At 25.4% G+C, this 25,824-nt stretch carries 29 protein-coding genes and 1 riboswitch; of the genes, 11 read left to right on the forward strand and 18 right to left on the reverse strand.

The window, feature by feature from the left end; all coding sequences use genetic code 11:
- Positions 1–156: 156 nt before the first annotated feature.
- Positions 157–381, forward strand: coding sequence for a hypothetical protein (locus I4U66_RS10350; protein ID WP_092925905.1), 225 nt, complete (start codon positions 157–159; stop codon positions 379–381).
- A 98-nt stretch (positions 382–479) separates the two neighbouring features.
- A complete protein-coding gene (locus I4U66_RS10355) occupies positions 480–1,304 on the forward strand; it encodes a thermonuclease family protein (protein WP_092925907.1) in 825 nt (274 codons plus the stop codon).
- A gap of 124 nt (positions 1,305–1,428) precedes the next feature.
- Here the strand turns inward: I4U66_RS10355 and I4U66_RS10360 are convergent, their stop codons facing one another.
- Together I4U66_RS10360 and I4U66_RS10365 are read right to left on the reverse strand one after the other, a co-directional pair.
- Complete coding sequence (locus tag I4U66_RS10360; protein WP_166505384.1) at positions 1,429–1,593, reverse strand: hypothetical protein; 165 nt, start codon at positions 1,591–1,593, stop codon at positions 1,429–1,431.
- Positions 1,594–1,645: 52 nt separating this feature from the next.
- The gene (locus I4U66_RS10365) at positions 1,646–2,896 is read right to left on the reverse strand and encodes a chloride channel protein (RefSeq protein ID WP_202819469.1); all 1,251 of its coding nucleotides are present in this window, start codon (positions 2,894–2,896) and stop codon (positions 1,646–1,648) included.
- Between the two features lie 177 nt (positions 2,897–3,073).
- Here I4U66_RS10365 and I4U66_RS10370 point away from each other — a divergent pair, with 177 nt between their 5' ends.
- Positions 3,074–3,232, forward strand: coding sequence for a hypothetical protein (locus tag I4U66_RS10370; protein WP_166505383.1), 159 nt, complete (start codon positions 3,074–3,076; stop codon positions 3,230–3,232).
- Between the two features lie 42 nt (positions 3,233–3,274).
- Here the strand turns inward: I4U66_RS10370 and I4U66_RS10375 are convergent, their stop codons facing one another.
- Together I4U66_RS10375 and I4U66_RS10380 are read right to left on the reverse strand one after the other, a co-directional pair.
- The gene (locus I4U66_RS10375; protein WP_195928836.1) at positions 3,275–3,895 is read right to left on the reverse strand and encodes an HAD family hydrolase; all 621 of its coding nucleotides are present in this window, start codon (positions 3,893–3,895) and stop codon (positions 3,275–3,277) included.
- Between the two features lie 60 nt (positions 3,896–3,955).
- A complete protein-coding gene (locus I4U66_RS10380) occupies positions 3,956–4,363 on the reverse strand; it encodes a hypothetical protein (protein WP_195928838.1) in 408 nt (135 codons plus the stop codon).
- A gap of 270 nt (positions 4,364–4,633) precedes the next feature.
- Here I4U66_RS10380 and I4U66_RS10385 point away from each other — a divergent pair, with 270 nt between their 5' ends.
- Positions 4,634–5,179, forward strand: coding sequence for a peptidylprolyl isomerase (locus tag I4U66_RS10385; protein WP_242871358.1), 546 nt, complete (start codon positions 4,634–4,636; stop codon positions 5,177–5,179).
- 99 nt (positions 5,180–5,278) lie between these two features.
- Here I4U66_RS10385 and add read toward each other — a convergent pair whose 3' ends face one another.
- Positions 5,279–6,265, reverse strand: a complete 987-nt coding sequence (gene add, locus I4U66_RS10390) for an adenosine deaminase (protein WP_195928840.1) — start codon at positions 6,263–6,265, stop codon at positions 5,279–5,281.
- A gap of 81 nt (positions 6,266–6,346) precedes the next feature.
- A riboswitch (purine riboswitch) is annotated at positions 6,347–6,446 on the reverse strand.
- 109 nt (positions 6,447–6,555) lie between these two features.
- Between add and I4U66_RS10395 the strand changes: the two genes are divergently transcribed.
- On the forward strand, positions 6,556–7,284 hold the full coding sequence (locus I4U66_RS10395) for a M48 family metallopeptidase (protein ID WP_176698681.1): 729 nt from the start codon (positions 6,556–6,558) through the stop codon (positions 7,282–7,284).
- Between the two features lie 138 nt (positions 7,285–7,422).
- Entirely contained in the window at positions 7,423–8,199 is a 777-nt protein-coding gene (locus tag I4U66_RS10400) for a hypothetical protein (RefSeq protein ID WP_092925916.1), read from the forward strand.
- Between the two features lie 698 nt (positions 8,200–8,897).
- On the opposite strand, the gene I4U66_RS10410 is transcribed toward I4U66_RS10400, so the two are convergent.
- Complete coding sequence (locus tag I4U66_RS10410) at positions 8,898–9,041, reverse strand: spore coat protein CotJB (protein ID WP_092927473.1); 144 nt, start codon at positions 9,039–9,041, stop codon at positions 8,898–8,900.
- A 629-nt stretch (positions 9,042–9,670) separates the two neighbouring features.
- On the opposite strand from I4U66_RS10410, the gene I4U66_RS10415 reads away from it, so the two are divergent.
- Both I4U66_RS10415 and I4U66_RS10420 read left to right on the forward strand, forming a co-directional pair.
- Positions 9,671–9,811: a hypothetical protein gene (locus tag I4U66_RS10415; protein WP_176698682.1), complete on the forward strand. Its 141-nt coding sequence runs from the start codon at positions 9,671–9,673 to the stop codon at positions 9,809–9,811.
- 265 nt (positions 9,812–10,076) lie between these two features.
- A complete protein-coding gene (locus I4U66_RS10420; RefSeq protein WP_242871324.1) occupies positions 10,077–10,307 on the forward strand; it encodes an integrase in 231 nt (76 codons plus the stop codon).
- A gap of 130 nt (positions 10,308–10,437) precedes the next feature.
- Here I4U66_RS10420 and I4U66_RS10425 read toward each other — a convergent pair whose 3' ends face one another.
- From I4U66_RS10425 to I4U66_RS10435, 3 genes are all read right to left on the reverse strand, one after another.
- Entirely contained in the window at positions 10,438–11,310 is an 873-nt protein-coding gene (locus tag I4U66_RS10425; protein WP_092925918.1) for a MurR/RpiR family transcriptional regulator, read from the reverse strand.
- Between the two features lie 264 nt (positions 11,311–11,574).
- Positions 11,575–12,156 (reverse strand): tRNA (mnm(5)s(2)U34)-methyltransferase, encoded by a 582-nt coding sequence (locus tag I4U66_RS10430; RefSeq protein WP_092925920.1) that lies wholly within the window; start codon positions 12,154–12,156, stop codon positions 11,575–11,577.
- A gap of 7 nt (positions 12,157–12,163) precedes the next feature.
- Entirely contained in the window at positions 12,164–12,880 is a 717-nt protein-coding gene (locus I4U66_RS10435; protein ID WP_092925922.1) for a pseudouridine synthase, read from the reverse strand.
- 175 nt (positions 12,881–13,055) lie between these two features.
- Between I4U66_RS10435 and I4U66_RS10440 the strand changes: the two genes are divergently transcribed.
- Positions 13,056–14,150, forward strand: coding sequence for an AI-2E family transporter (locus tag I4U66_RS10440; RefSeq protein WP_092925924.1), 1,095 nt, complete (start codon positions 13,056–13,058; stop codon positions 14,148–14,150).
- A 114-nt stretch (positions 14,151–14,264) separates the two neighbouring features.
- On the opposite strand, the gene I4U66_RS10445 is transcribed toward I4U66_RS10440, so the two are convergent.
- The 5 genes from I4U66_RS10445 to I4U66_RS10465 all read right to left on the reverse strand — a co-directional run bounded on the left by I4U66_RS10445 (position 14,265) and on the right by I4U66_RS10465 (position 18,998).
- A complete protein-coding gene (locus I4U66_RS10445; protein WP_092925926.1) occupies positions 14,265–14,933 on the reverse strand; it encodes a tetratricopeptide repeat protein in 669 nt (222 codons plus the stop codon).
- A gap of 295 nt (positions 14,934–15,228) precedes the next feature.
- Positions 15,229–15,846: a hypothetical protein gene (locus I4U66_RS10450; protein ID WP_092925928.1), complete on the reverse strand. Its 618-nt coding sequence runs from the start codon at positions 15,844–15,846 to the stop codon at positions 15,229–15,231.
- Positions 15,847–16,007: 161 nt separating this feature from the next.
- Positions 16,008–17,645 (reverse strand): hypothetical protein, encoded by a 1,638-nt coding sequence (locus tag I4U66_RS10455; protein ID WP_092925930.1) that lies wholly within the window; start codon positions 17,643–17,645, stop codon positions 16,008–16,010.
- A gap of 88 nt (positions 17,646–17,733) precedes the next feature.
- Positions 17,734–18,303: a hypothetical protein gene (locus I4U66_RS10460; RefSeq protein WP_092925932.1), complete on the reverse strand. Its 570-nt coding sequence runs from the start codon at positions 18,301–18,303 to the stop codon at positions 17,734–17,736.
- 122 nt (positions 18,304–18,425) lie between these two features.
- Positions 18,426–18,998 (reverse strand): TVP38/TMEM64 family protein, encoded by a 573-nt coding sequence (locus tag I4U66_RS10465; protein ID WP_092925934.1) that lies wholly within the window; start codon positions 18,996–18,998, stop codon positions 18,426–18,428.
- Between the two features lie 307 nt (positions 18,999–19,305).
- Here I4U66_RS10465 and I4U66_RS10470 point away from each other — a divergent pair, with 307 nt between their 5' ends.
- On the forward strand, positions 19,306–20,970 hold the full coding sequence (locus I4U66_RS10470) for a glutamine--tRNA ligase/YqeY domain fusion protein (RefSeq protein WP_092925936.1): 1,665 nt from the start codon (positions 19,306–19,308) through the stop codon (positions 20,968–20,970).
- A gap of 35 nt (positions 20,971–21,005) precedes the next feature.
- On the opposite strand, the gene I4U66_RS10475 is transcribed toward I4U66_RS10470, so the two are convergent.
- Together I4U66_RS10475 and I4U66_RS10480 are read right to left on the reverse strand one after the other, a co-directional pair.
- The gene (locus I4U66_RS10475; protein WP_195928842.1) at positions 21,006–21,893 is read right to left on the reverse strand and encodes a YegS/Rv2252/BmrU family lipid kinase; all 888 of its coding nucleotides are present in this window, start codon (positions 21,891–21,893) and stop codon (positions 21,006–21,008) included.
- Positions 21,894–21,983: 90 nt separating this feature from the next.
- Positions 21,984–22,625, reverse strand: coding sequence for a lactate utilization protein (locus I4U66_RS10480; protein ID WP_195237700.1), 642 nt, complete (start codon positions 22,623–22,625; stop codon positions 21,984–21,986).
- 255 nt (positions 22,626–22,880) lie between these two features.
- Here I4U66_RS10480 and I4U66_RS10485 point away from each other — a divergent pair, with 255 nt between their 5' ends.
- Positions 22,881–23,651, forward strand: coding sequence for a YaaA family protein (locus I4U66_RS10485; RefSeq protein WP_195237699.1), 771 nt, complete (start codon positions 22,881–22,883; stop codon positions 23,649–23,651).
- A 97-nt stretch (positions 23,652–23,748) separates the two neighbouring features.
- Here the strand turns inward: I4U66_RS10485 and I4U66_RS10490 are convergent, their stop codons facing one another.
- Positions 23,749–24,630 (reverse strand): GGDEF domain-containing protein, encoded by an 882-nt coding sequence (locus I4U66_RS10490; protein ID WP_092925944.1) that lies wholly within the window; start codon positions 24,628–24,630, stop codon positions 23,749–23,751.
- Between the two features lie 43 nt (positions 24,631–24,673).
- Positions 24,674–25,519 (reverse strand): YihY/virulence factor BrkB family protein, encoded by an 846-nt coding sequence (locus tag I4U66_RS10495; protein WP_092925946.1) that lies wholly within the window; start codon positions 25,517–25,519, stop codon positions 24,674–24,676.
- Positions 25,520–25,824: the final 305 nt, after the last annotated feature.

Below are 25,824 nucleotides of genomic sequence, written 5' to 3' on the forward strand. Positions count from 1 at the left end.
CTAAAAGTTTTAGTTTATCTAAATTTTAAATTATATATAATATTATTTAATGACTATATACCCATTATATCCTTATATAAACATTTTTAGGCACAAATTTTGTATAGGTTAAAAATCTTTTTATAGATAAATCTATTATTTGAAAGGATATACTATATGAGCAACTTTAGAAAAGATGAATACAAAAAAACTATAGAATATGCTAAAAAGCTTCTTAATAATAATGTAGACATGACAGATATAGTAGCTAAAACTAATTTAAGTAAGGAACAAGTAAAAGATATTATGATAAAAAAAGAAAAAGAGTTAAATGATAAACAAGATAAGTTTTTTACATATATGAAATTTTTTATTTGTTATAGTTTATATAAAGTATTTTAAATTTTCATGAACAAATTTCATCATTTTACTACAAAATAGTTGCATTAAATTTAATATAAATAGTATTATATATAAAGTATGTAAAAGAGGTGAATTAAATGAAAATTTTAGAAAAACTAAAATATAAAAGAAGTTTACTATCTATTGTAATATCAATACCATTGTTTTTTGCAGGATGTACTAGTAAAACTTCTAATTCTAAAGTATTATATAGTCAAATTTCTAATCATAAGAGTAATGTAAGTCAAAGTTTAGATGTAAATTCTAAAGATGTAATAAAAGCTACTGTTGATAGAGTTGTAGATGGAGATACAGTTGAAATAATACTTCCTAATAATAAAGAAGTTGATACTAGATTATTATTAATAGATACTCCAGAAACTAAGCATCCAAATATTGGTGTACAAAAATATGGTCCGGAAGCTTCTGAATTTGCTAAATCATTGCTAAAAAAAGGAGATACTGTTTACTTTGAACTTGATGGAAAAACTTCAACAGATAAATATGGAAGATATCTTGGATATTTATGGTATACATGCCCTGAACACAAAAAATTAGAAATGTATAATGAAAGAGTTGTAGAAGAAGGATTAGCAAGAGTTGGCTATATATACAACCAAACTAAACATCTTGATGCACTAAATAAAACTCAAAGCGAAGCTAAATCTAATAAGTTGAATATATGGTCAATTAATGGGTATGTAACTGATAAAGGATATGATATGTCTAAGATAAATGAAGAGGAAAGTTCTAATACTATAAATTCAAATGATAAAAATGTAGTATATGCTAATGGTGGTAATAGTAAGTCTAACTCCTATCATAAATCAAGAACTTCTCATGGAATGAAGGGCGCTATAAAATTGACTGAAAAAGAAGCTTTAAATAAAGGTTACAGTCCATGTTCTAAATGTTTTAAATAAAAAGTACTATTTACATATATATTTTTTAATTTAATATTATTTATTAGAGAATAAAATTAGAAAAAGTACTTACTAAAGTTATTTAACTTTAGTAAGTACTTTTTCCTTTCATTTTACATGGATATTATTTAATTATCGTATATATTCCATCACAATCAGAGCATTTATAATCTGGCTCTTTATTTTCAGTAATTTGAACTGATATAGATTTACATTTATTACATTTTAACTTATAAATATTCCCTTTTTCTAAAAGTGAATCTATTAAAATATTACCCTTTTTACTCATATTTTTCCCTACCTTTTAATAATATGTATTCTTATATTATCATATATTCTCTTTAAGTATATATATCTTCTTCATCTGGTTTAAATAATGAATTTTTCTGAGATGTATATATAGTACTTCTACCTGCAAACACATAGCTTATTGCACAAACTATAAATAGATATTCTATATTCGAAGAACCAAATAGCTCTATTCCCATTATAAATGATGATATAGGAGTTTTGGTTGCTCCAGCAAATACAGCTATCATACCCATACCTGCTAAAAATGAAATAGGTAATCCAACTATTCCAGCAAGTAAATTTCCAAGTGTAGCACCTATTACAAATAATGGAGTTACCTCACCACCTTGAAAACCTACAGCTAAAGTAAGTGAAGTTAATACTAGTTTTATTATAAATGAATCTTTAGAAACTACTGTTGTAAATGAATCACTTAGTAAATCCAAACTTAATCCTAAATATATTCTGGTTCCAAGTATTAATACAATAATTATAATTATTATTCCGCCTATAAAACTTTTTAAAGTTGAATTTGGTATTTTTTTGCTAAAAAATTTCTTTAATTCATGTGTAAGTTCTGCAAATAGTTTACTAGTAAGACCAAATAAAGCCGCACACAATATTACCTTAAAAAATACATCAACGCCACCTATAACATCAACTACATTGTAATGACTGTGGTGAACATTAAGTAATTTAGCTATAAAATTTCCAATATAACTTGATACAAAACATGGTATTATAGCTTCGTATCTCATTTTGCCAATAGAGCTTACCTCAAGTCCAAATACGGTACCTGCTATAGGTGTTCCAAACACTACTCCAAAACCACTGCTAACTCCACTTATTATTAATATTGTATAATCTAGTCCTTTTAATTTTAGTATTCTACCTATCTTTGCTGAAATACTTGCACCTATTTGTACTCCAGTACCTTCTCTACCTGCTGATCCACCAAATAAATGAGTAATAAATGTTCCAAAAAATACCAGTGGAGCCATCCTAAACGGTATATGGCCTTGACCTTCATTAATTCTTTCAATTATAAGGTTATTTCCCTTAGCTGAGTCTCTTCCAAACTTGGCATATAAGTAACTTACTAATGCTCCTCCTAATGGAAGTAGGTATAAGAGCCAAGGATTAGATTTTCTTGTACTTGTTGCAAATTGTAAACAATTTAAAAATAAAGATATTACTAATCCAACTACAGCACCAGATATAGATGCTAGCACAAACCATCTTAGAAAGGAAATTAATATCAAGCTACTTTCTTTGATGTGAACCTTAATTTTATGCAACATTTTCACCTCTTATTTCGTTAAATTTCTATTTTTGTACTAACAATATAATACTCTTTTTATTATGGAAGTCAACATTTTTTACTTTTTATAAATATGATTTTATATACTTTCACAATAAATATTTTATAAATTATATAGACATACTAACTATAAAGATATGATAGTAGAAAAATTGTTATGAAGAAAAATACTAGTTTAGAATTTAATTCAGAGAGTAATGTCAAAATGACTAATACTACTAAAAAAAGGTTAGAAGGTACTTGTCCTTCTTTTGAAAAAAGATCTAAGATGTTTAAAAATGAGAAAAATAAAAAGTATACAAATAAATTTAAATAATAAAAATAGATTATGGTTATATAACCATAATCTATTTTATCTTTATATAAAATTTAATATATCACTAGGTTCATTTAAACTTATAGTTGCATTTATATTTTTATCTACAGCGCCCCATAAAGCTAAAGCAAAGTCTACTTCACAATTCTTAGAACAATTATAGTCCGATATGGAGTCCCCTACATATAATGTATCATATGGATTTATATTTAGTATTTCCATTACTTTTTTTAGTGGTTCTGGGTGTGGCTTATGATATTTTGTATCTTCTTCTAATACTATAGCATTCATACACTCATGAAGTCCTGTAGGCATAAAGTCAATTTCATATTGAGACTTATTTTTAGAACTTACAATGCCACATATTATATTTTTAGAGTGCATATGTTTTATAATATCTTTAATGTCATCATAGAGTGTTGCCTTTTTTTCATATTCATTTACATACTGAACCCATTTTTCATAAGATTTGTCAATATTATTAAAACCTAATATCTCTAAAGTTTTCTTTCCTGGAAGACCCAAGGCAAATAAAAGACTTTCATATGTCATATCTATTTCTTTTTCTTCTTTAATTAGCTTGATTAATGGATATATGTTCATATTTGCTGTATTTAATATAGTACCATCAATATCAAATATTATATTTTTATATTTTTTCATTATATCCCCCCCTTTCCATTTTATAGTACCTTATTTTATATGTATTTTCTACATATCATTTTAGTATTCTAAATTATTTAGATTATACTTTGATAATTCTTTTTTCAATATTTCTCCCTGTTCCTTCGTTATTATATTTTTAGATACAATATTATCTACATTTTTTATTTTAAGTGCATTTTTTTGATATTTATAGTTATTGATATGAGCTTCATATCTTTTATTTTCCATTTTATCAGATATATATTTGTTTATAGCTTTAGCATCTGTGTTACTTAATACTTTTTCTTGTCTAAGTTTTTCTATACAGATTCTCAATATAAACTCTGCTCTTTTTACTTTTTGTTGCTCTACGGTAAATTTGTACTCCATTATAGGTTCATTTGCATAAGAATTTATATTAACTGATATAACTAAAAATAAAAATACTATACAAAGTATTGATATGTATTTTTGTATTTTTTTCATGTCTTTACCTCCATAATGTAAAAAGTATTTTTAGTTTATATATAAATATTTTACATATTATATGTAGTAATTTATATATAATGCTAAAATAAAAATTCATATTGGAAAAATATAGATATATCAATCTTTTATTAATTTTTTTATGCTATAATAAAACGACTAAAATTTAATTAGGATGGTGATTTTATGAGAACTAAAACAAAGAAAGGTTTTATAGGAGCTTTAGTTGCAGGAGCTTTAGCTTTAGTTGGATGTTCTTCAAATGATGAAATGGCTGATGAGGTTAGAACTCCACCTGAAAAGCTTCCTATTGCTACTATAATATTTAAAGACTTTGGAACTATTAAGGCTGAACTATACCCTCATATAGCCCCAAATACAGTTAGTAACTTTATATACTTAGCTAATAATGGTTTTTATGATGGCTTGACTTTTCATAGAGTAATAAAAGACTTTATGATTCAAGGTGGGGACCCTGATGGCACTGGTATGGGTGGCCCTGGATATAGTATTTATGGAGAATTTACTAAGAATAAGTTTAAAAATGATTTAAAGCATACTAAAGGAGTATTATCTATGGCTAGAAGTCAAAATAAAAATAGTGCTGGAAGTCAATTCTTTATAATGACTAAGGATTCTCCTCACTTAGACGGCCAATATGCTTCTTTTGGTAAGGTTGTTAACGGGATAGATGTAGTTTCTAAAATAGAAAATGTTGAGACTGACAAAAATGATATGCCTACTAGAAAAGTAGTTATAGAGTCAATTAAAGTAGATACATTTGGTACTACTTATGATGAACCTAAAAAAATGTAGTCATATTCTACTTGTAGAATAATTTATTAAACTATAATAAATTATTTCAAATAAAGACCACTTCTTGGATAATTTATCTAGCCAAGAAGTGGTCTTTATTTATATAAAGCTTTTTAACCAGTTTTTAGTTTCTTCATCAGAAAATGTTACTTCTACTGTATTTAAGTATATATTTTTATACTCTATTTTATTAATATTAAACTTCCTGAATATTAAATCTATCTCATTTGTTAAATCTATATTAGATACTGTTCGATTATCTGTATTTAACGTTACATATATTCCATCTTTATAAAAATCATATAATGGATAATTATTAAAATCATCTATTGCTTTAGTTTGAATATTACTTGTTGGGCACATTTCAAGATATACTTTGTTTGATTTTACTAAATCATAAGCTTCTTTCATATCTTTTATTCTAACACCATGGCCTATTCTTTTTGCACCTAGTAAATTTATAGCATCTATAACATTTTGACCACTTGCAGCTTCCCCTGCATGTATTGTTACATTATATCCATACTCTCTAGCTTTATCTATTACAGGTTTAAATTTATTGCAAAATCTTTCTTCCTCACATCCTGCTAAATCTATAGCTACTACTCCCTTATTTATAAATCTTTTCCCTGCTTCTACAACTTTAAGTCCATCTTCTACACTCATAGTTCTTAAACAAGATAATATTACATTACCCTTTATATCATATATATTTTGAGCTTCTTTTATTCCGTCTATTACACTTTGTATTATCTCTTCTACACTTAGTCCTTTATTAGTGTGTAAAAGTGGTGCAAACCTAACCTCTATATATTTTACATTTTCTCTTTGTGCATCTTCTAAAAGTTCAAAAGCTATTTGCTTTAAGCTTACTTTACTTTGCATTACTTTATTTGGTAAGTCAAATTTCTCTAAGTATTCATTAAGCGATGCACAATCTTTTTTTATCATTACCAATTCTTTTATTTCATTTTCTTTATATGAAGGTATCTCTATATTTTCCCTCTTTGCTATATCTATTATTGTTTGTGGTCTAACACTCCCATCTAAGTGACAATGTAGTTCTATTTTGGGTAATCTTCTCATAATAAATTGCCTCCCTAATGTTTTATATTTTTAGTTTTTTGTATAAAAAAATTCTTGATCACAAAGAAGTTTATACATTAAAATCAAGTAAAACTCCTTCGTAATCAAGAATTATAGGTTCTTGGTAGAAACTCCCAAACCATATTATTGGGATTATACGTAGACTATTTAAATTGTTTATTTCTAATGATTTTATTATCTTTTTGTAGTATTGTCAACATATTTTTATATTAATAATCCATTTTTTTATGTAAAATAAAGTTAATACATTTATTTGGGGGATTAAGCCATTGCATGAAATTAAATACAAAAATAATTCTATAAAATATTCTATAATAAAAAAATCTAATATAAAAAATATTTATATTAAAGTTAAATATCCTGGTATAGTTACTGTAACTTCACCAAGTGATATATCTAATTTCCATATTAATGATTTATTAAAATCTAAGATTCATTGGATATTAAATAAATTACATGAACTTGATGAGATAAATTTTAGTACAAAAAAACTTGAACTTATAGATGGGGATAATATTTATTACCTTGGAAGTCCATATACATTAAGAATTAATAATAATAAATTCTTATCTAAAAATAGTATATATTTAAAAGAAAATGAGTTTATAGTAGACATAAGTTCTCATATAGGTATATCAAATAGACGTAATGTGATTTATGAATTACTCAAAGAATGGTTTATAACTTCTGGTAATAAAAAAATTAAAGAAAGATTAAATATATACTCTAAAATTTTAAATATATATCCTGAAAATATTAAAGTTAAAGAACAAAAGACTACGTGGGGGACTTGCTCTTCTCTAGGTAATATATACATAAACTGGAGGATATTTTTAGCGCCTATTGATATTATTGATTATGTATTAGTGCATGAGTTATGTCATTTAAAACATATGAATCATTCAAAAGAGTTTTGGAACTTAGTTGAAAGTGTAATACCAAATTATAAAAATAAAAGAAAGTACCTGAGAGATAATTCAAATAAATTAAAAATATAGTTATCTTGTAATACTAGGTAAAATTTATCTTAACTAAAAATGTATATCATCATTAACTTTGGCAAAAATTATTAAATACATAATTACTTACTTTCTATATGTAAATGAAGTATTTAATTTTAAAAGCTGGAGGATATAATGAATAAATTTAAAAATGAAAATATACTAATAGGTGCATTTCTTATTTTATTGTCACTATTTTTGCACTATATACATTACTTAATATTTAAAGATGCTCATCACACTTTGATATTTTTATTTGCAGATATAGCCTTTATACCTATGGAAGTATTTTTCACAACATTATTTATAGACAAATTACTAGAAAAAAGAGAAAGAGCGCATATAGTAGAAAAGCTTAGTTTACTAATAGGCGTATTCTTTACAGAGATAGGAACTAAATTACTGAATCAGTTTACTATTTGTGATAAAAATATTAGTAATATTGGAAATATGGTTGATTTAGATAGACTAATAAATGATGTTGATTATTTTAAAAATATTAAATTAATTACATCTAAATATGACTATAAAATTGATTTAAATAATATTGACTTAACTGTAATAAAAGATTCTCTTCATGAAAGCAAGAACTTACTTGTAATTTTAATAAGTAATGAATATTTACACGATCACGAAACTTTTACAGAAACTATTATGGCACTTTTTCACTTAAAAGAAGAAATTGATACTAGATACAATATAGATATTAAAGAATATGAAAAGGAGCATTTGGAAAGTGATATATCTCAAGTTTATCGATATCTAACTTATATGTGGTGTCATTATATCAATTATTTAAGTTATAATTATCCTAGTTTATATGTAAAAGCACTTATAAACAATCCTTTCGATACTCGCTCTAAGAAAGAAAAAGATGAAGTATATTTAAAGCATTTTAATGTATATAAATAATTTATAAACTTAAAAGATTATATAGTACTTAAAAACTAAAAAAATAAGCAATATACCAAAATAAGTATATTGTTTATTTTAAATCCATTCATAAATAGAATATTGTAATTATCATCTAGAAAATATAAATATATAATTTACTTTTTACAATATGACATACAACTTTTGGCATATGCTTAGTATACACTTATATTCTACAAGTAAATATATAAGCATAGAGCTACAAACTTGTTTAGTATATATGAACAACTAGTATAATTGGACGTAAGTGACCTGACCAAAGTTTATACATTTTGTCTTTGGCCTTTTGTATTAAAATTTATATATAAATATATGTAGAAGTACATAAAAATACTCCCAAACTATTACTCTGGGAGTATTGCAACAAATGCACTGTAATTATACTTTTCAAACTGGTTACTTAGCCCTTGAAATGTTTTTACACTACATCCACTTAATAAGAGATCAAGAAGCTAAAATAGCATTCTTGCATTTATTTGTACTTTAATTGCTCCAAGTTGATTTGCTAATTATATTTTACTAAGATAAAATGTAGCTAATATATAAGATTTTTTTATTTAGTATTTTATTAGAATTATTGTCTATATTCTGTAAAGTCGTAAACATCCATTAATGCCTCGCCAAATCTTTGATAGTGTACTACTTCCCTTTCTCCTAAAAATCTAATCATATCTAGCTTAAGCATACTTATCGCTATATTGGTTGTATGAATTTAAAGCGTTTTTATCTTCTGGATTATTATCTAAATATAAATTTAATTCTATACAAGCAAAACTATATTCTAAAACTTTATCTAAAAGATCTCTTCTACTTAATCTCATTAACATCTATCCTCTCTATGTTTAAATTCGTGAATTTATTTTTTAATGCTGGTATATATATAGTGATTTTAATAGTTTTTAATAATAGTAAATAATCAAATTGATCTTATTTTCATAGATAAGATTTATAAATAATCATTCTGAGTTCTCTATAAATTTTGAGAATATAATATCAATTTAATATATAATTTTCATTCTTTAGACACTTTGTGAGCATGTTCAATTAAAAAACATAAAGCATCAAATTTTTCGATAAGATATGACGTATACTTATATATCAATAGACTATAATGGACCACTGAAGTACGATCTATCCATGATTAATTTAATCATAAGATTAGATATAAATTAAGCCAGTTATACAGTAAATGCATATGAATCATTTTAGATAATAATATGATTTTTTAATCTAAAAGCAAATTATTAAATGTTTGTATAATATTTTTTATAATTTATTTCTTATCATATAAAACACATTGAGTAGAATATTACATTTATTCAATAGGTTAAGAAAAAATAATTATACTTATAAAAAGGGGACATTTTTATTAAATCATCATAATAGGAAAATAAAACGTTAAATTTAAGATTTAAGAGGATGGACACTCTTAAAAATAAGAAGTGCAAATATGAAATTATTATTTGAAAGGTTAAATTATCTAAAATCATTTAAAAAATTTAACTTTTTGACCTTTATAGAACCTAATTACTCTGAAATAGTTGACATAATAAACTTATTAGAAGATCACCCTGTAACAGCTAAGAATTAATAAAAATACTTGATAACTTTCAAAAACATATAAAATGTATTCCTGGTAAATCTACACAAAAAATATTAATAAAGGAATTAAGTATTCTATTTTCACATTTCTTTTTAACTGTTGCTTTTCTAGTCTTTTTTGTATAACTTCTAATATATATTTCTTTATCATATAAGATTTCTTCATTTTGTTCTAAGTCTAAAATTCAATTCTGAGCTAATGCATTTTGTTTTAAGGGCTGTATTATCTGAAAGTTATAGATTAAAAGAGATCAATGAGAATACATGTAATTTTATATAAAAAGATGAATTTGAAGCACATGTTTATACTAAAGAGGAAACATACAAACGTTACATTAGAGTTATTATCTGGAACAAATATTAAAACTGTTGTTAATAGATTAGGACATAGTGATATTAAGATTAGTATGAATAAGTATAGTCATGTTTTAGAAGAAATGGACAAAGAGACTTCTAAAAATCTTAGTAATATTTTATTTAAATAATTGTCAGTTTTTATATAAATGTCAGTTTATTGCTAGCTAGTTTACTGCTATTAAATAATATTCAATATAAAAAATAAATAAGCAATATACCCAAGTTTACTGAGAAAGTATATTGCTTATAGAATGTATTCTACTCGTAAACAGAGTATTGATCCCAAATTTTTTCTAAATCACTAAAGTGTTCTTTTATGTCTTCTTTTTCTTTCATACCAACAGATACGATTAAAGCATTCGCTATACTTAATGCAGGTACTAGTGAATCAACAAATGATGCCATATTACTTTTTACTAATAATACATCATCTGCTAAAGATGCAACTGGCGCAAATAAGCTATCTGTTAATGATATTATATGAGCTCCTTTTTCTTTAGCATAACTTACTATTTGATATGACTTTTTAGAATATCTTGGGAAGCTTATAGCTATTATTACATCTTCTTCATTTATTTTTACTATTTGCTCAAATGCGTCCCCCATATCCATTCTTATTATATGAACGTTATCAAGTATTATATCTAAGTAAAAGCCTAAATATTGAGCTATAGTAAATGAACTTCTCATACCTAATATATATATTTTTCTGGCCTTAAGTATCTTATTTGCAGATTCCTCAAATGCTTTTTCATCTATTGTTTCTAGTGTTGATTTTATATTATCTATATCACCTTTTAGTATTTTATTAAGTATTGTACTATCATCTGAATATTCTTTTGCCATTTCCACTCTTTGAACTGTTGTAAGCTTATTTTTTATGAGTTCTTGTAGTGCTTCTTGAAGTTTAGGGTATCCAGAATAACCTAGTGCATTTGCAAACCTTACTACTGTAGATTCACTAACTCCTACTGTTTCCCCCAATTTGCAAGCTGTCATAAAAGCTACTTTATCATAATTTGATAGTATATATTGAGCTATTAGCTTTTGTCCTTTACTAAGTCTTGGATATTGTGCTTGTATGTCTGAGATAAGTTTTTTACTATCTTTTAAGTCTCTAGTATCTTCCATTTCTTTCTCCTTATAATTTATATATTACTAAAATTTCTATATTCTTTTAGAAATGATTCTATATTCAAATTTTCTTTATTTTTAACTTCTGATTGAGCATCAATTATTATTATACCACTTTTACATATATATTTTAAATATTCATTTTAAGATTTTATATAAAAAATGTATATAATTTTATTTTTATCTAACATTATATAATTAATTCTTTTAAAAAAATTTTTCAGAAATAAATCAGCTAAAAAACCATGCTTAAAGCATGGCTTAATACTCTTTTTTCTTTTCTATCAAAATAAGCTCTGGTGGATTATTTATTTGATTTATAAATTTACATTCTAATACATTAAATTCACTTTGATTTAAATTTTTAACAAAATTATACACATGATTTTTTTCTTCTAATCCACCTTCATGCCCTGTATAAATTGCAAGACTTATTACACCATGAGGCTTAAGTAGCTTTAAACTATTCTCTATAGCCTTTATTGTTGTATTTGGTTTTGTTGTAATCATATGCTTGGCTCTTGGTAAATACCCCAAATTAAATACTACACATGAAATTTCTTTATCAATATATTTGTCCATATTTTCATGACCATCTAAAATAAGTTTTACCCTAGAAGATAAACCTTCTTTTTCTAACTTTTTAGATGTTGATTGTATAGCTTCTTCCTGAACATCAAAGCTATATACAAAACCATTTTTTCCTACTTTCTTAGCAAGATATGTTGTATCGTAACCATTACCCATAGTAGCATCTACAACTATATCTCCCTCATTTATTATTTGTTCTAGATACAATTTATTTATGTCTATTACCTTAGTTAGATATTTAGCTTTTATCATAATTCACCTACTTTATACCCTTTAAGTATTTTATCTCATCACTAGTTAAGTGTCTGTAGCTTCCTACTTCAGTTTCTTTTAAAGTTATTTTACCCATAGCAACTCTTCTAAGTCTAAGTACTGGATGATTTATAGCTCTACACATCTTTCTTACTTGTCTATTTCTACCTTCATGTATTTTTATTTGACATATTGAATAATTTTTTTCTTCATTTATTTTTACTATTTTAAACTTAGCAGGTGCTGTTTTATAATCTTCTATATACAAACCTTTCTCAAAGTTTTCTATTTCTTCATTAGTTGGTACACCTTTTACTATTGCCATATAAGTTTTATCTATCTCATGTTTTGGATGAGTTAATTTATATGTTAAATCACCATCATTAGTAAGAAGTAATAATCCGCTAGTTTCATAATCTAGTCTTCCAACAGGATATATTCTTTCTTTTATATCAGTTATTAAATCAAGTACACTTGGTCTGTCAAATTGATCTTTTACTGTTGTTATATATCCTTCTGGCTTATTTAAAACTATGTATACTTCTTTTTCATCTAGTACTATTTTTTCTCCATCTATTTCTACTATATCTTTAGCTTCATCTACCTGAAATGATAATTCTGTTATAATTTTCCCATTTACACTAACTCTACCATCATGTATAAGTTCTTCGGCTTTTCTTCTTGATGCTATACCACAAGACGCTATATATTTATTTATCCTCATATTACACCTTCTCTTTAATATTTTATCATGCTAATAATTCACTAATATAAGACTTTTTATTATTACAATTATATATAATAATACATTGTTGTTAAAAACAAAACCCTAATTTTTTTTCGTTTATATGAAATACTATTAATATATCTAATTTAAGTACATTTTTAAGGAGAATATTATGATTTCAAAGGAAAATATAAAGTATTATGTATTTATAGCTTTTATAACTATACTTATATATAAGTTTATAGATTCACCAGAAAATTTATTATCTAATATAAAGGGTTTATTCATGATTTTAAGTCCTTTTTTTATAGGTATTTTATTTTCTCTATTGATAAACCCATTTATGGTATTTCTTGAAAAAAAGTTTAATATTAAAAGAATTTTAAGTCTTTTAATATCTTATATTGGTATTTTTTTGTTAGTATCTATCTGTGCTAATATGATAATCCCCTCTTTAATAAATACATTGAGCACTTTATTAAAGGAGATACCTTATTGTATAAATACTTTACATACAGTACTTACTAAGCATATATCTCATTTAGATATATTAAAACTATTGATATATAAAATAGAAGATGGATTAAATATACTATTAAAAGAACTTAATAATTTATCTTCAAAAACTTCTACTGATATCTTAAATTATATACTTAGTATAACTTCTTTATTTTTTAATATTTTAATGGGTATTATATTGTCTTTTTATATTTTATATGATAAAGAAAATATAATACTAAGTTGTAAAAATTTATTATACGCTATTACCACTACTAAAAAAGCTAATTCTTTTTTAGAATTTTTTAAAACCTTTAATTATATATTTTATCATTATATAGTTGGTAGAATATTAGATTCATTAATAATAGGAATACTAGCTTTTTTAGGATTTAAGTTTATAATTAAAATTGATAATGCTATATTTTTATCATTTATAATTTTTTTAACTAATATAATACCTTATTTCGGTCCGTTTATAGGAGCTATACTACCTATTTCTATGACTTTTCTTTATAGTCCCCTTAAGGCATTTTGGGTATTTATATTTATTTTTATTCTTCAACAAATAGATGGAAATATAATCGGACCTAAGATTATGGGAGATCAGGTTGGACTTAGTCCACTTTGGGTTATATCTGCAGTACTTATAGGAGGACCATTATTTGGTATATTAGGTGTTTTTTTATCTGTTCCTTTTGCAGCATTAATAAAAATTTGTTTGGGTAAATACATAAACAATCAGATAAATATTAAAGATTCAAAATAAGAATTTTCATCAATTAAATATTCTTTTATATTATCTATATGAAATAAAATTTACAATTTAAGTACAATAAATAGCTATGATTTGAATCATAGCTATTTATTGTACTATACAACCTTATTTTAAAATTTTATCTACTATAGTTCGTATTTTTTGTTCTACAGTTTGAGGAATAGGTTGAGTATCTGGATTTGTTGAAGGGATTATAGGAGGTGTTCCCGGTTGATTAGGAACTATTGGTTGTGTTATTTCCATATTTTCTTTTGAGTTTTGCTCTTCTTTTTGCTTTTCTTCAGCTTCTTTTCTTCTATTTTCCTCTTCTTTAGCTAGTATTATAGCTTGAATACTTGAAACTTGCTTTTGTGCATAAATTACACCTTTTTTAGAAGCTTCTTTTGCATTTTCTTTCCTTTCTTTCTGAGCTTTTTGATACTCTTCATCTAATTTTATAAGTTCTTTTTTCTTAGTTAATGCCTCATTTTTAATACTTGATGAACCATCTTTTATATCTTCTATACGTTCAAGTTCTTTTATCGCTTTTTTATAATTTCCTTGATTTTCATATTCATTAGCTTTTTCCATATTAACAGCTTGCATATACATAGCTCTGGCCTCATCATCTGCACTATCGACCTGTAATGCATCTGCTAATATGTCCCTAGCTTTATCATATTCATGTTTTTCTAAAGCAACTTTTCCCTGACTAACTAAATCATCGTCTTCTTTAGAACAACCTACCATTACAATTGATATCAATGATAATAGTAAAATTAATTTTAATTTCATTAAATCCCTCCTTATTATTTAGTAATAATTCTATCATATTTGTTGTTCATATAGGAGAAAATATCGAAATTAATATTTTAAAAAACTTTTTTGTTTTATTTTTAGCTAAAGTGTTGTAAATATTCATTTAGAAACCTAACTTTTTAGCTATTATCACTTTAATTAATAACTTTCTGTAATGTGTTGTATATTTGATATTATTAAAAATATGATTAAACATATTTAAAGTGTAGGCATAATAAATATCTACACTTTTTTAATATTAAATACTATATTATATATAAATACAAATCTTTTATATATATCTAAACAATTTATTTAAAAATATATCTACTATTTCAACTTCACCATCTAACTTATTTACCCTACTTCTTTGTAAATCATCTATTTCTTCCCCTGTTATAACTAATACTTTTGGAGTTTCAAAAAAAGGTATTGTTGATTTTTTTATTTTTTCATCCATGTTTTCATACTTAGAAGTGTTTAATTTCTCATCTATTTTTATGTCTATCAAGATTTGCTTTATATCTCCATATTTATCAATATATTCTACAAATAAATCATACTTTGAATTTCCTACTGATATATTTCTATAGAATCTTTTTATATCATATCCATTATTATTTAGTTTGATTGCCACTTCTGATCCAACAACTACCTTTATAAGTTCTTTACCTTTGTATTGTTTACTTCCATTTAGGTAATATACATATGAATTGTCTTTATACCCTGAATAATTTATATTACATGGATACTTTCTAAGTGTATAATCATTGCACATCTTTCTTAAAGTTTTTTTAAAAGATTTTTTTTTGAATTTCTTCCTTGTCCCAAAAACTTTTCCAAATTGATTTTCCGTCATACACCTAACTCTACTTACTAAAATCAATATCTCTTTTTCTATCCCAAGCATATTGTCTATCTCCTTGAAGTTATTTGATATTAAAGGTCATATATTATTATATTAAGCAAGTACTATAAAATTTACAAATTTTAGGTGATTTATTTAAAAATTCAAATATTATATTTAATTAAACTAAAAAGAAGTAGCAAATTTGCTACTTCTAACTTAAATCATTTATTTTCTTTAGTCATGTTACCTATACTTAAGTTATCAAATTCAACTATATCCACAAATCCCTTTTCCCCTTTTTGGTAAGTTATTTTAACCTTATCTCCTACTTGAGTAAGTGGTAAGTCTATAGATACTTTTGATGTTGCATTAAATACTTTATCACCATTATTTTCTAAAGTCAGATAATAGAAAGTATTCCCTGACTTTACATCTGGGCTAATTCTAGATACAGTACCCTCTACTATTTCTGTTGTTGTATCATTTTCTATTTTTATATTATTTCCTTTCGAAGAAAGTGCCTCTCTATAATTCCTAAGTGCTTCTTCTTTTGTTTCTCCAAGCCCTAATATGCTAAAGTCTTCTACTGATATAAATGCAACCATCTTAACTAATCCTGCTTTATCTTTTAAAGATGAAACATATGTAGGAGTTCCAAGTATATTATACATCACAGGGAATGTTGCTTCATAGTTTTTCTCTTGAACTTTACCCTCTGCAGATCTCATAGCTGCTGCTTCTGTTGCACCTGGTTGTTTATATAATTTAGCTTCTTTAGTACGAGTATCAACTAACATAAACCCTATAGTTGATTCATCTCCACCAGAAGAAGTTATCCCTGTATACCAATATGATTTATCATCATTTCCGTAAACTAAAGATGTTCCTTCAGTTGGAACCAAAACGCCTTCTTCTGATATTACAGAATTTAAAAATCCTTTCACATATAATCCCCAATCATTTATTTGATCTGTTACAAATTCTTGAGGCTGTATTCTATCTATCCATTTTGGTGCATTTTTTATATTATACCTCTTAGTTTCTCCAGTTTCTGCATCTACTGTAGCCACCCCAATAGCATTAGCACCGCTATATCCTATATCATGTTTGTATAATGTTGTAACCCAATAAGGTCTGCCTTCATCATTTATTTCAAGTGTAAAATCTGTCATACCTACATTTACAATTCCTTTTAAATACATATGTCTGTGTAAGTCTTGATGTAGATATGCTTCTGGTTGATATACTATCTTAACAGGTTTCCCGTCTATCTTTTGAACTAATCTTACATCTTGAGGATTACTAGCAGATACCATTACATATCCGTTAGTTCCATCCATGGATGTTATCCATTTTATTAAATCTCTATGTACAAGTGGTGCCACCCAATATAAATTTCCATTTACACTTTGTATATGAAATTTACCAAGTTTAGCAACACTTCCTAATGCTGGTACTTCTCCAACTTTTTTGTCTCCCAATTTCATAGCCATATCTTCATCTACTAAACGAATATCTGCTACACTTACAGGACTTACATCTTTTGTAAAGGTGCTTTCCTTAACCTCTCCTAATAAGTTTCTATATGATTTGGAATGAAGTATTGGTGAAGATGTTATAAATGGAACAGCTATATTATAAACTATAAGTATTATAGCTATAAAAAAATTGTATTTTGCCATTTTAGAAGTCTTTTCTGACCTATCAAGCATCATGTCTAATATGCCTGATAAACCAAAAAATAGTATAAGTGTTGATGTAAATGATATGAAGTCAAAACTTAAAACTGGTAGTTTTATGATTAAATATATCAAAATGACTATAAGTGATATTATGTACGGTTTTATTTTCTTTACCATTAAATACTCCCTTTCTTATTATTTGTATTTAATTACATTATATCCATTTGTTGTAAAAAAATAAATACCTCTTTAAAATAAGAGGTATTTATGCATTAACTGTTCTTCTTAAGTACATATCATTTTTATTTCTATCGTAGTATTTAGAAAGTAATCCTTCGTATTCTAGCACTAAACCTTTATAATCATAAAAATCATTAGGCCTTACTTCATAGGAAGGCTTATTCATAATATCTATATCACTTTTTTCTAGCATATCAGCAACAAAATGTGAACATACATATTTAAATTCTTTTTCTCTAGGTCTATCTATGCTTAGATATAAAAGTGCTTTTACATCATAATCATATTGTTCTCTATTTTCACTTACATTCATTATATTCTTGTATAATTTATGATATTGTTCATCAGTAACATCTAACGAGTAAACACGACACATAGTGTTAGTTCTTATAGCGTATAAACCTTCATTTATATTTTCCTCCACAAACCCTGCAAATATAGGAGTTTTAGGATTTAACCTTCCAAATGAATACATAGGTCTTAATTGTTCATTTAAAGATATTGATACATGTGCATATGGGGTTTTACTTATACGTCTTATAAGAAACGATAATACTGTACCTGTATATGTTGTTATAATATATACTTTTTTCATATTACTCTCCCCCTTCATTAAAATATAACTATAAAATTATATCACAAAAATATATATATAGTAAATGTTTTTGTGAAATTATTTGTCGAAAATTATAAATATTATATTTATATTATTTAATTCTATTTAGGTACATTTCCTGTATGTATTCTATTATTTATTTTTCTTCCAAGTATCCAAGATATAATTACAGCTAAAGCAAATACTACTACTTTAATAGGTTCTTGTAAAACTTTATCCAAATCTTCCCCAATGTAACTTATAAGTAAAAACATTACAAATTTTCCAAATACCATTCCTGATATATAATTTTTTATTTCTGTTCCTGCAAATCCAGATGAAATTGTTACTAAAAAATCTGGTATAAAAGGACATGCATAAGATATAAATATAGTGTTAAATCCTTGCTTATGAATCCAAGAAGTTATCCTTTTTACTTGTTCTTTTGATTTATACTTTTGAATGTATTTTAACCTTGAAAACTTATTTGCTATATAGTACAAAATTACAGATGCAATTGCTGAACCTACCCATGACACTAAAAAACCCATCCACATACCAAGAACAAAAGCATTTGCTAGCACTATCGCAATTAATGGAAGTATTGGAGCAAAAGTCTCAAGCATTATAAGTAAAAATCCAACTATTATGGCTAATGCCTTGTGGTCTGTTAATGAATATAGTATTTGTTCCATAGTTAACTACTCCTAAATATATGTTTATTAGTTTAAAAAATGACTATCATATTATTATTATTTAGACTTATCTAGTAAGTATACATTTTTTTATAGCATTTTAGGATTTAAGTTCACTATTTAAACAGAAATTTATCATAATTTTATATTTATATTATAAAATTTAGTCATTCGTATAATAATTTTAAGTATATATATTTAATTATATCTTTATTTTTTTACAATATTAGATTAAAATTAATATTATGGATTATAGTACTTTTTTGTACTATGGATAAAAAATTAATAAATGAGAGGTACTATTAATATGTCAAACGAAAATGTTTCATCTAATTTCATAAAAAACATTATAGTTAATGATTTAGAAACTGGAAAACATGACAGCATTATAACTCGTTTTCCACCAGAACCAAATGGTTACTTACATATAGGTCATGCTAAAAGTATATGCTTAAACTTTGGTCTTGCAAAAGAATTTAAAGGAAAAGTAAACTTAAGATTTGACGACACTAACCCTGTTAAAGAAGATGTAGAATACGTAAATTCTATAAAAGAAGATGTTAAGTGGTTAGGATTTGATTGGAATAATTTATTCTTCGCATCAGACTATTTCGATACAATGTACGAAAAAGCTGTGCTTCTTATAAAAAAAGGTAAAGCTTATGTGTGTGAATTAACACCTGAAGAAATGAGAGAATATCGTGGTACATTAAGTGAACCTGGTAAAGACAGTCCTTATAGAAACAGAACTGTTGAAGAAAACTTAGAATTATTCGAAAGAATGAGAAACGGTGAATTTAAAGATGGAGAAAAAGTATTAAGAGCAAAAATTGATATGTCATCTCCTAATATAAACTTTAGAGATCCTATAATATATAGAATAGCTCATTCAACGCACCATAACACAGGAGACAAATGGTGTATATATCCAATGTATGCATTTGCTCATCCATTAGAAGATGCAATAGAAGGAATAACTCATTCTATATGTACTTTAGAATTTGAAGATCAAAGACCATTATATGATTGGGTTGTTAGAGAATGTGAAATGGAAAATATCCCTAGACAAATAGAATTTGCAAGACTTAACCTTACAAATACTGTTATGAGTAAGAGAAAGCTAAAGCAACTTGTTGACGAAGGTATAACTGATGGATGGGATGATCCTCGTATGCCTACTATATCAGGTCTTAGACGTAGAGGATATACTCCTGAAGCTATAACAAACTTCTGTAGAGAAATTGGTGTATCTAAAGCTGATTCTAAAGTTGATAGCCAAATGCTTGACTTTTTCGTAAGGGAAGATTTACAACCTAAAGCTCCACTTGCTATGGGTGTTTTAAGACCTTTAAAATTAGTTATAACTAATTATCCTGAGGGTCAAATAGAAATGTTAGAAATCGAAAATAATGCAAAAGACGAAACTAAAGGAAAAAGAATGGTTCCATTCGGTAGAGAACTTTATATAGAACAAGAAGACTTTATGGAGGAACCTGTTAAAAAATACTTTAGATTATTCCCTGGAAACGAAGTTAGATTAAAAGGTGCATATTTTGTAAGATGTAATGAAGTTATAAAAGATGAAAATGGAAATGTAACTGAAATACATTGTACTTATGACCCAGAAACTAAGAGTGGTTCAGGATTTACAGGGCGTAAAGTTAAATCTACTATACATTGGGTTGAAGCAACTACTGCTAAGCCTTGTGAATTTAGATTATATGAACCATTAATACTTGATGATGCTCCTGAAAATGAAGGTAAGCATTTCTTAGAACAAATAAACCCAGATTCTCTAGAAATACTTCAAGGATTTGCAGAGCCTACTCAACTTGAAAATGCTAAAGTTCTAGATAAATTCCAATTTGTTAGAAATGGATTCTTCTCTGTCGATACTAAATATACTACTGATGATAAATTAGTATTCAATAGAGTTGTTCCTTTAAAAAGTTCATTCAAACCTTCAAAATAATAAATAAAAAAGGAAGCTAAATTTAGCTTCCTTTTTTATTTTACTCCAAGTATTTTTATTCCATCTTCTATACATTCTATATCCAGAGGAAAATCTGGCCCTCTTTCTCCATCTATATCAGTTAATAAACCATCACAACAATCTATTCTTACTTTTTTAGTTTTAAAATATAATATCTCACTTTCATTGTATGTATCTAAGTGCTCACCCTTTAATATACTTATAAGCACTGGTATTGATTTTGGTATAGGCATTGCTTTAAATATAATAACATCTAGGTAACCATCGTCTACTTCTGCTTTGTATGCCAAATTTAAATTACCTGCTGTTTTTCCATTAAAGACTAACATAAGATACATATCACCCTTGTACATAACTTCTTTGGAATTTACATTTATATTGAATTTTCTTAGGTGAAGAGCTTCCTCTATACCTGTAATATAATAAGATACTTTTCCCATATAATTTTTTAATTCTGGATTTATCTTCTGAGATACATCAGTAAACATCCCTGCACTAGCTACATTTATAAAATATTTATTATTTATTTTTCCTATATCTATACTTTTAGGCTCTGAATTGAGTATATCTTTAACAGCTTTATTTATATCTAATGAAATATTTAACGCTTTAGCAAAATCATTAGCTGTTCCTGTTGGAAGTATAGCAATAGGTATATCTACATTAAATTCTTTCATAGCATTTAGAACTATGTCTACTGTTCCATCTCCTCCTGCTATTAATAAATGGCCATAAGTTTCATCCATATCTAAAAAGGCTTTACTTATGTGCTGATGTTTACTTAATCTATATGGTATAAGTATGTAGTTATATTTTTGATATATTTTTATTATATTATCAAGTTGGTTTGTTATTTTTTTCTCACCTGAGTTTGGATTATATATAAGCTTTACTTTTTTCATATTTCCTCCTTACTACCCTTGGTGATATACATATTATATATTATTGACAAATTATGTATTCATTATGTGTAGGATAAATTGTATACTATTTTAATACCCAAAACTTTCATTTATAAATATTATATGTATTCTATTTGGTATTCTTTGTTTTTTTATAATAGTATATTCACAGCATATTCGTTCACTGCTACTACAGTCCATACAATAGCCTACCTCTTTACATGGCGTCTTAGTATTTAACCTTTTAGCATTCGCAGGGGCAGATACTACTTTATTTCTATTTATAGCTTCATCTATATTTTTTACTATCTTATTTACTCCACATACTACTATAACTTTATCAGGTCCATAAAGCATGGCAGCCACTCTATTTCCCATTCCATCTACATTGTATAACTCTCCTTCTTCTGTTATAGCATTAGTACTAGTGAAGTATGCATCTGCACAGAAAGATTTTCTAAATATCTCTTTCATCTCCTGAGGTGAGAGATTTTCTTCGTATCTATCTAAAAAATTATATCTACCACTTCTTAATAAATCTATAATACCTGTTTTAAATAAAGTCATAGAGCCACCACAAGCTACTAATGACTTTTCATCAACTAACTCTTTTATTATATTTATAATATCATCCGTATCTTTTGCTAAATAACCATTCATATTGTTTTTTTCTAAAGCTTTAATTGTTTTTTCTATTCTTTTTTCATTGATCCAAGTTATATTTTTATCCACAATAATTCACTCCTTAAAACTATATTTTATATAAATTTTTCAATACATGTTAATTCTATCACAGTTATATACTATTTCTAAATATTTTTATATTACATACTTATATGATTAAAATTTTTATATTAAGGGTATATAATAAACTTATGAAATTCAACTTAAAATATTAATCAATTTTACTTTAATTGGTGTAAGTATAAATTAGTAATTTAATTGGTGTAAGTATAAATTAGTAAATAAATATATGAGAGGTGTAAAATGATTACTATAATTTCTCCTACTACAACTATGAATTTTGATAAGAATATAAGATTGAATAAACAATCTATACCTATATTTAAAGATGATATAGATTATTTAATTAAACTTTTAAAATCATTGAAAAAAGAAGAACTATCAAATCTTATGAATCTAAGTGAAGATTTAACTATATTAAACCATAATAGACATAAAAATCTATCTACTAAAAATAATCCAAAGTGCGAAAGTATCTTAGCTTTTGATGGAGAGGTTTTTAATTGCATGAAAATTTATGAATTTACACATGAAGATTTTGATTTTGCTAATGGAAATATAAGAATACTTTCAGGACTTTATGGTATACTTAAGCCATTTGATTTAATAGAACCCTATAGACTTGAGATGAAGTCTAAATTAGTTAATAATCGTGGGGATGATTTATATAAATTTTGGAAAGATAAAATAACTCAAAATATAATGAATGAATTAAGCACACATAAAAACAAAATACTAATAAATCTAGCTTCTTCTGAGTACTTAAAGTGTATAGATTTAAAATCTATAAAGAAAGACTATACATTTATAGATATAAACTTTAAAGAATATAATTCTAGCAAAGACACTTATCAAACTAAAGGTCTTTATGCAAAACGTGCCCGTGGATATATGACATCTTTTATAATAAGAAATAAAATAGATAAAATCTCAGATTTAAAAAAGTTTAATATTGATGGTTATAGTTTTAATGAAAATTTGTCAGATGATAATAAGCTTGTATTTACTAGATAGTATTTTTTAATATTATTATATATCATATTTAAAGTTATATTTTAAAAGTAAAAAAGTGCTTTTAAGTTAGTATTTATACTACTTTTAAGCACTTTCATTATTTATGTGATATATTATTTCTTCCTTTTTGTTTTGAAAGATAAAGCATTTTATCAGCAGATTCTAAAATAGATTCTACTGTTTTTGTATCTTCATCTAACGTGCTTATTCCAAAGCTTGATGTTATTTTTATAACCTTATCTTTCCATTTAAATTCATGTTTTTCTATTTTATCCTTTATAGCTTGTACTCTCTTAGTTACATTTTTTAATGACATATTATTAAATACAATTATAAATTCTTCTCCTCCATATCTTGCTACCCAATCTATATCTTTTCTTATATTATCTTTTAGTATTTTACCTACTTCTTTTAGTACAAAATCTCCACACAAATGCCCATATGTATCATTTATCTGCTTAAAATAATCTAAGTCTAGCATACAAACTGATAATGTCTTATTTTCATTTATACTATCTAATATATTAAAAGGTAGCATTTCATTTACATATCTTATATTAAAGCAACCTGTAAGTTCATCCTTAACAACTATTTCATTTAATCTGTTAACTTCTTTTGTTATATCACTTATACTTTTTTTACTTATCTCTTCTAATATGTTATCCTCCGTTACATCCTTTAACGCTTCTACTATATATTTTGTACAATTTATTTTGATTAAAGTTGCAATTACAAAATATACTTTTTCTTTATTAAACTCTATTTTTGAAAAAGATTTTTCTTCATTATACGCTCTAATTGATATACAATTTTCACATACTTGATTTCTATTCCAAAACTCATAACAAGGTAGCTTTTCTATATCTACCTCATTTTTTATTTGATGTATAACTACTTTTCTTATTGGATCTACTATTCTAATACAATCAAATAAATTATAAAGTATATCTCTTTCATTTATATATTCATATGTATTCATACCTTATTTATCTCTCCTAATTACAAATAAGTGTCTATTATTATTATATTTTTTCATTAAATTTATATTTGTATATATTTCTTCTTAAGTAAATTTTAGCATTGATTTCTATACCTATCAATATAGCCCAACTACTTAAATAAATCCACGTTATTAAAACTATTATTCCACCAATACTTCCATATATAACTTCATAATTTGCATAATAATTAGAATAATAAGAATATCCTAAAGATACTAATATCCATCCAAGAGTTGATATTATAGCACCTGGTGTTGCTTCTGACATTTTTACTTTTTTATTAGGGCTATATCTATATATACTTATAAGTATTATAACTAAGGTTAATATACCTATAGTGTATCTTAGTATATCCCAAATATACATAAATATCTTATCAAGCCCAATAAGTCCAAATATAAAGTATCCTATCTTTTCTCCATATACTAAAAATACCATTGATGAAAATATTAAAAATAATAAGGTTATAGTTGATAATATACTTATAAAAAACACCTTTATAAATGATCTAGTTTCCTCTACCTTATAAGATTTATTAGCACCTCTTATCATAGCTCTTACTGCTCTTGATGATGTCCACATAGTTAGCAGAAAACTTGTTATTATAAAATTTTTGCTTTTATTTTTCATAGCAGAATAAATTATAGCTGATATCATATTAAAAGCACTTTCTGGCATCATATGCTCAAATAATAATATATATTTATTTATTTGAATAACAGGCATATATGCTATAGTACTTATAGTAAACATTAAAAATGGAAAAAGGGATAATAGTAAATAAAAAGACATTTCAGCAGCTTTTGAATTTATCTCTGTATAGTTTGAATTTCTAAATACATCTATAATCTTATCTATCTTTTTCATATGCCCCTCCTTATTTTCATAGTGTAAATTTTTCTATTTTATGGTAATATTTTATTCTAAACTAATAATACATAAGCCACTTAAAATATTCACTATTTTACCATTTTATCATACTTTTTAATAAAGTTAAATTTAGGAATATTTCATAAAAAAAGAATGTAGCTAATATACATCCTTTTTTATTATTTGTATTTTTATAGTTTTCACAAAACTATTATATTTTTTTAATATTTAAATATGTAAGTTTTTTGTATATATGTTTTTTTATTTTTTAGTATTAATTCTACTAGGAACTTATATTAATA

The organism is Romboutsia sp. D33t1_170424_H2, from assembly GCF_015669105.1.
Classification (GTDB): Bacteria; Bacillota; Clostridia; order Peptostreptococcales; family Peptostreptococcaceae; genus Romboutsia_C; species Romboutsia_C hominis.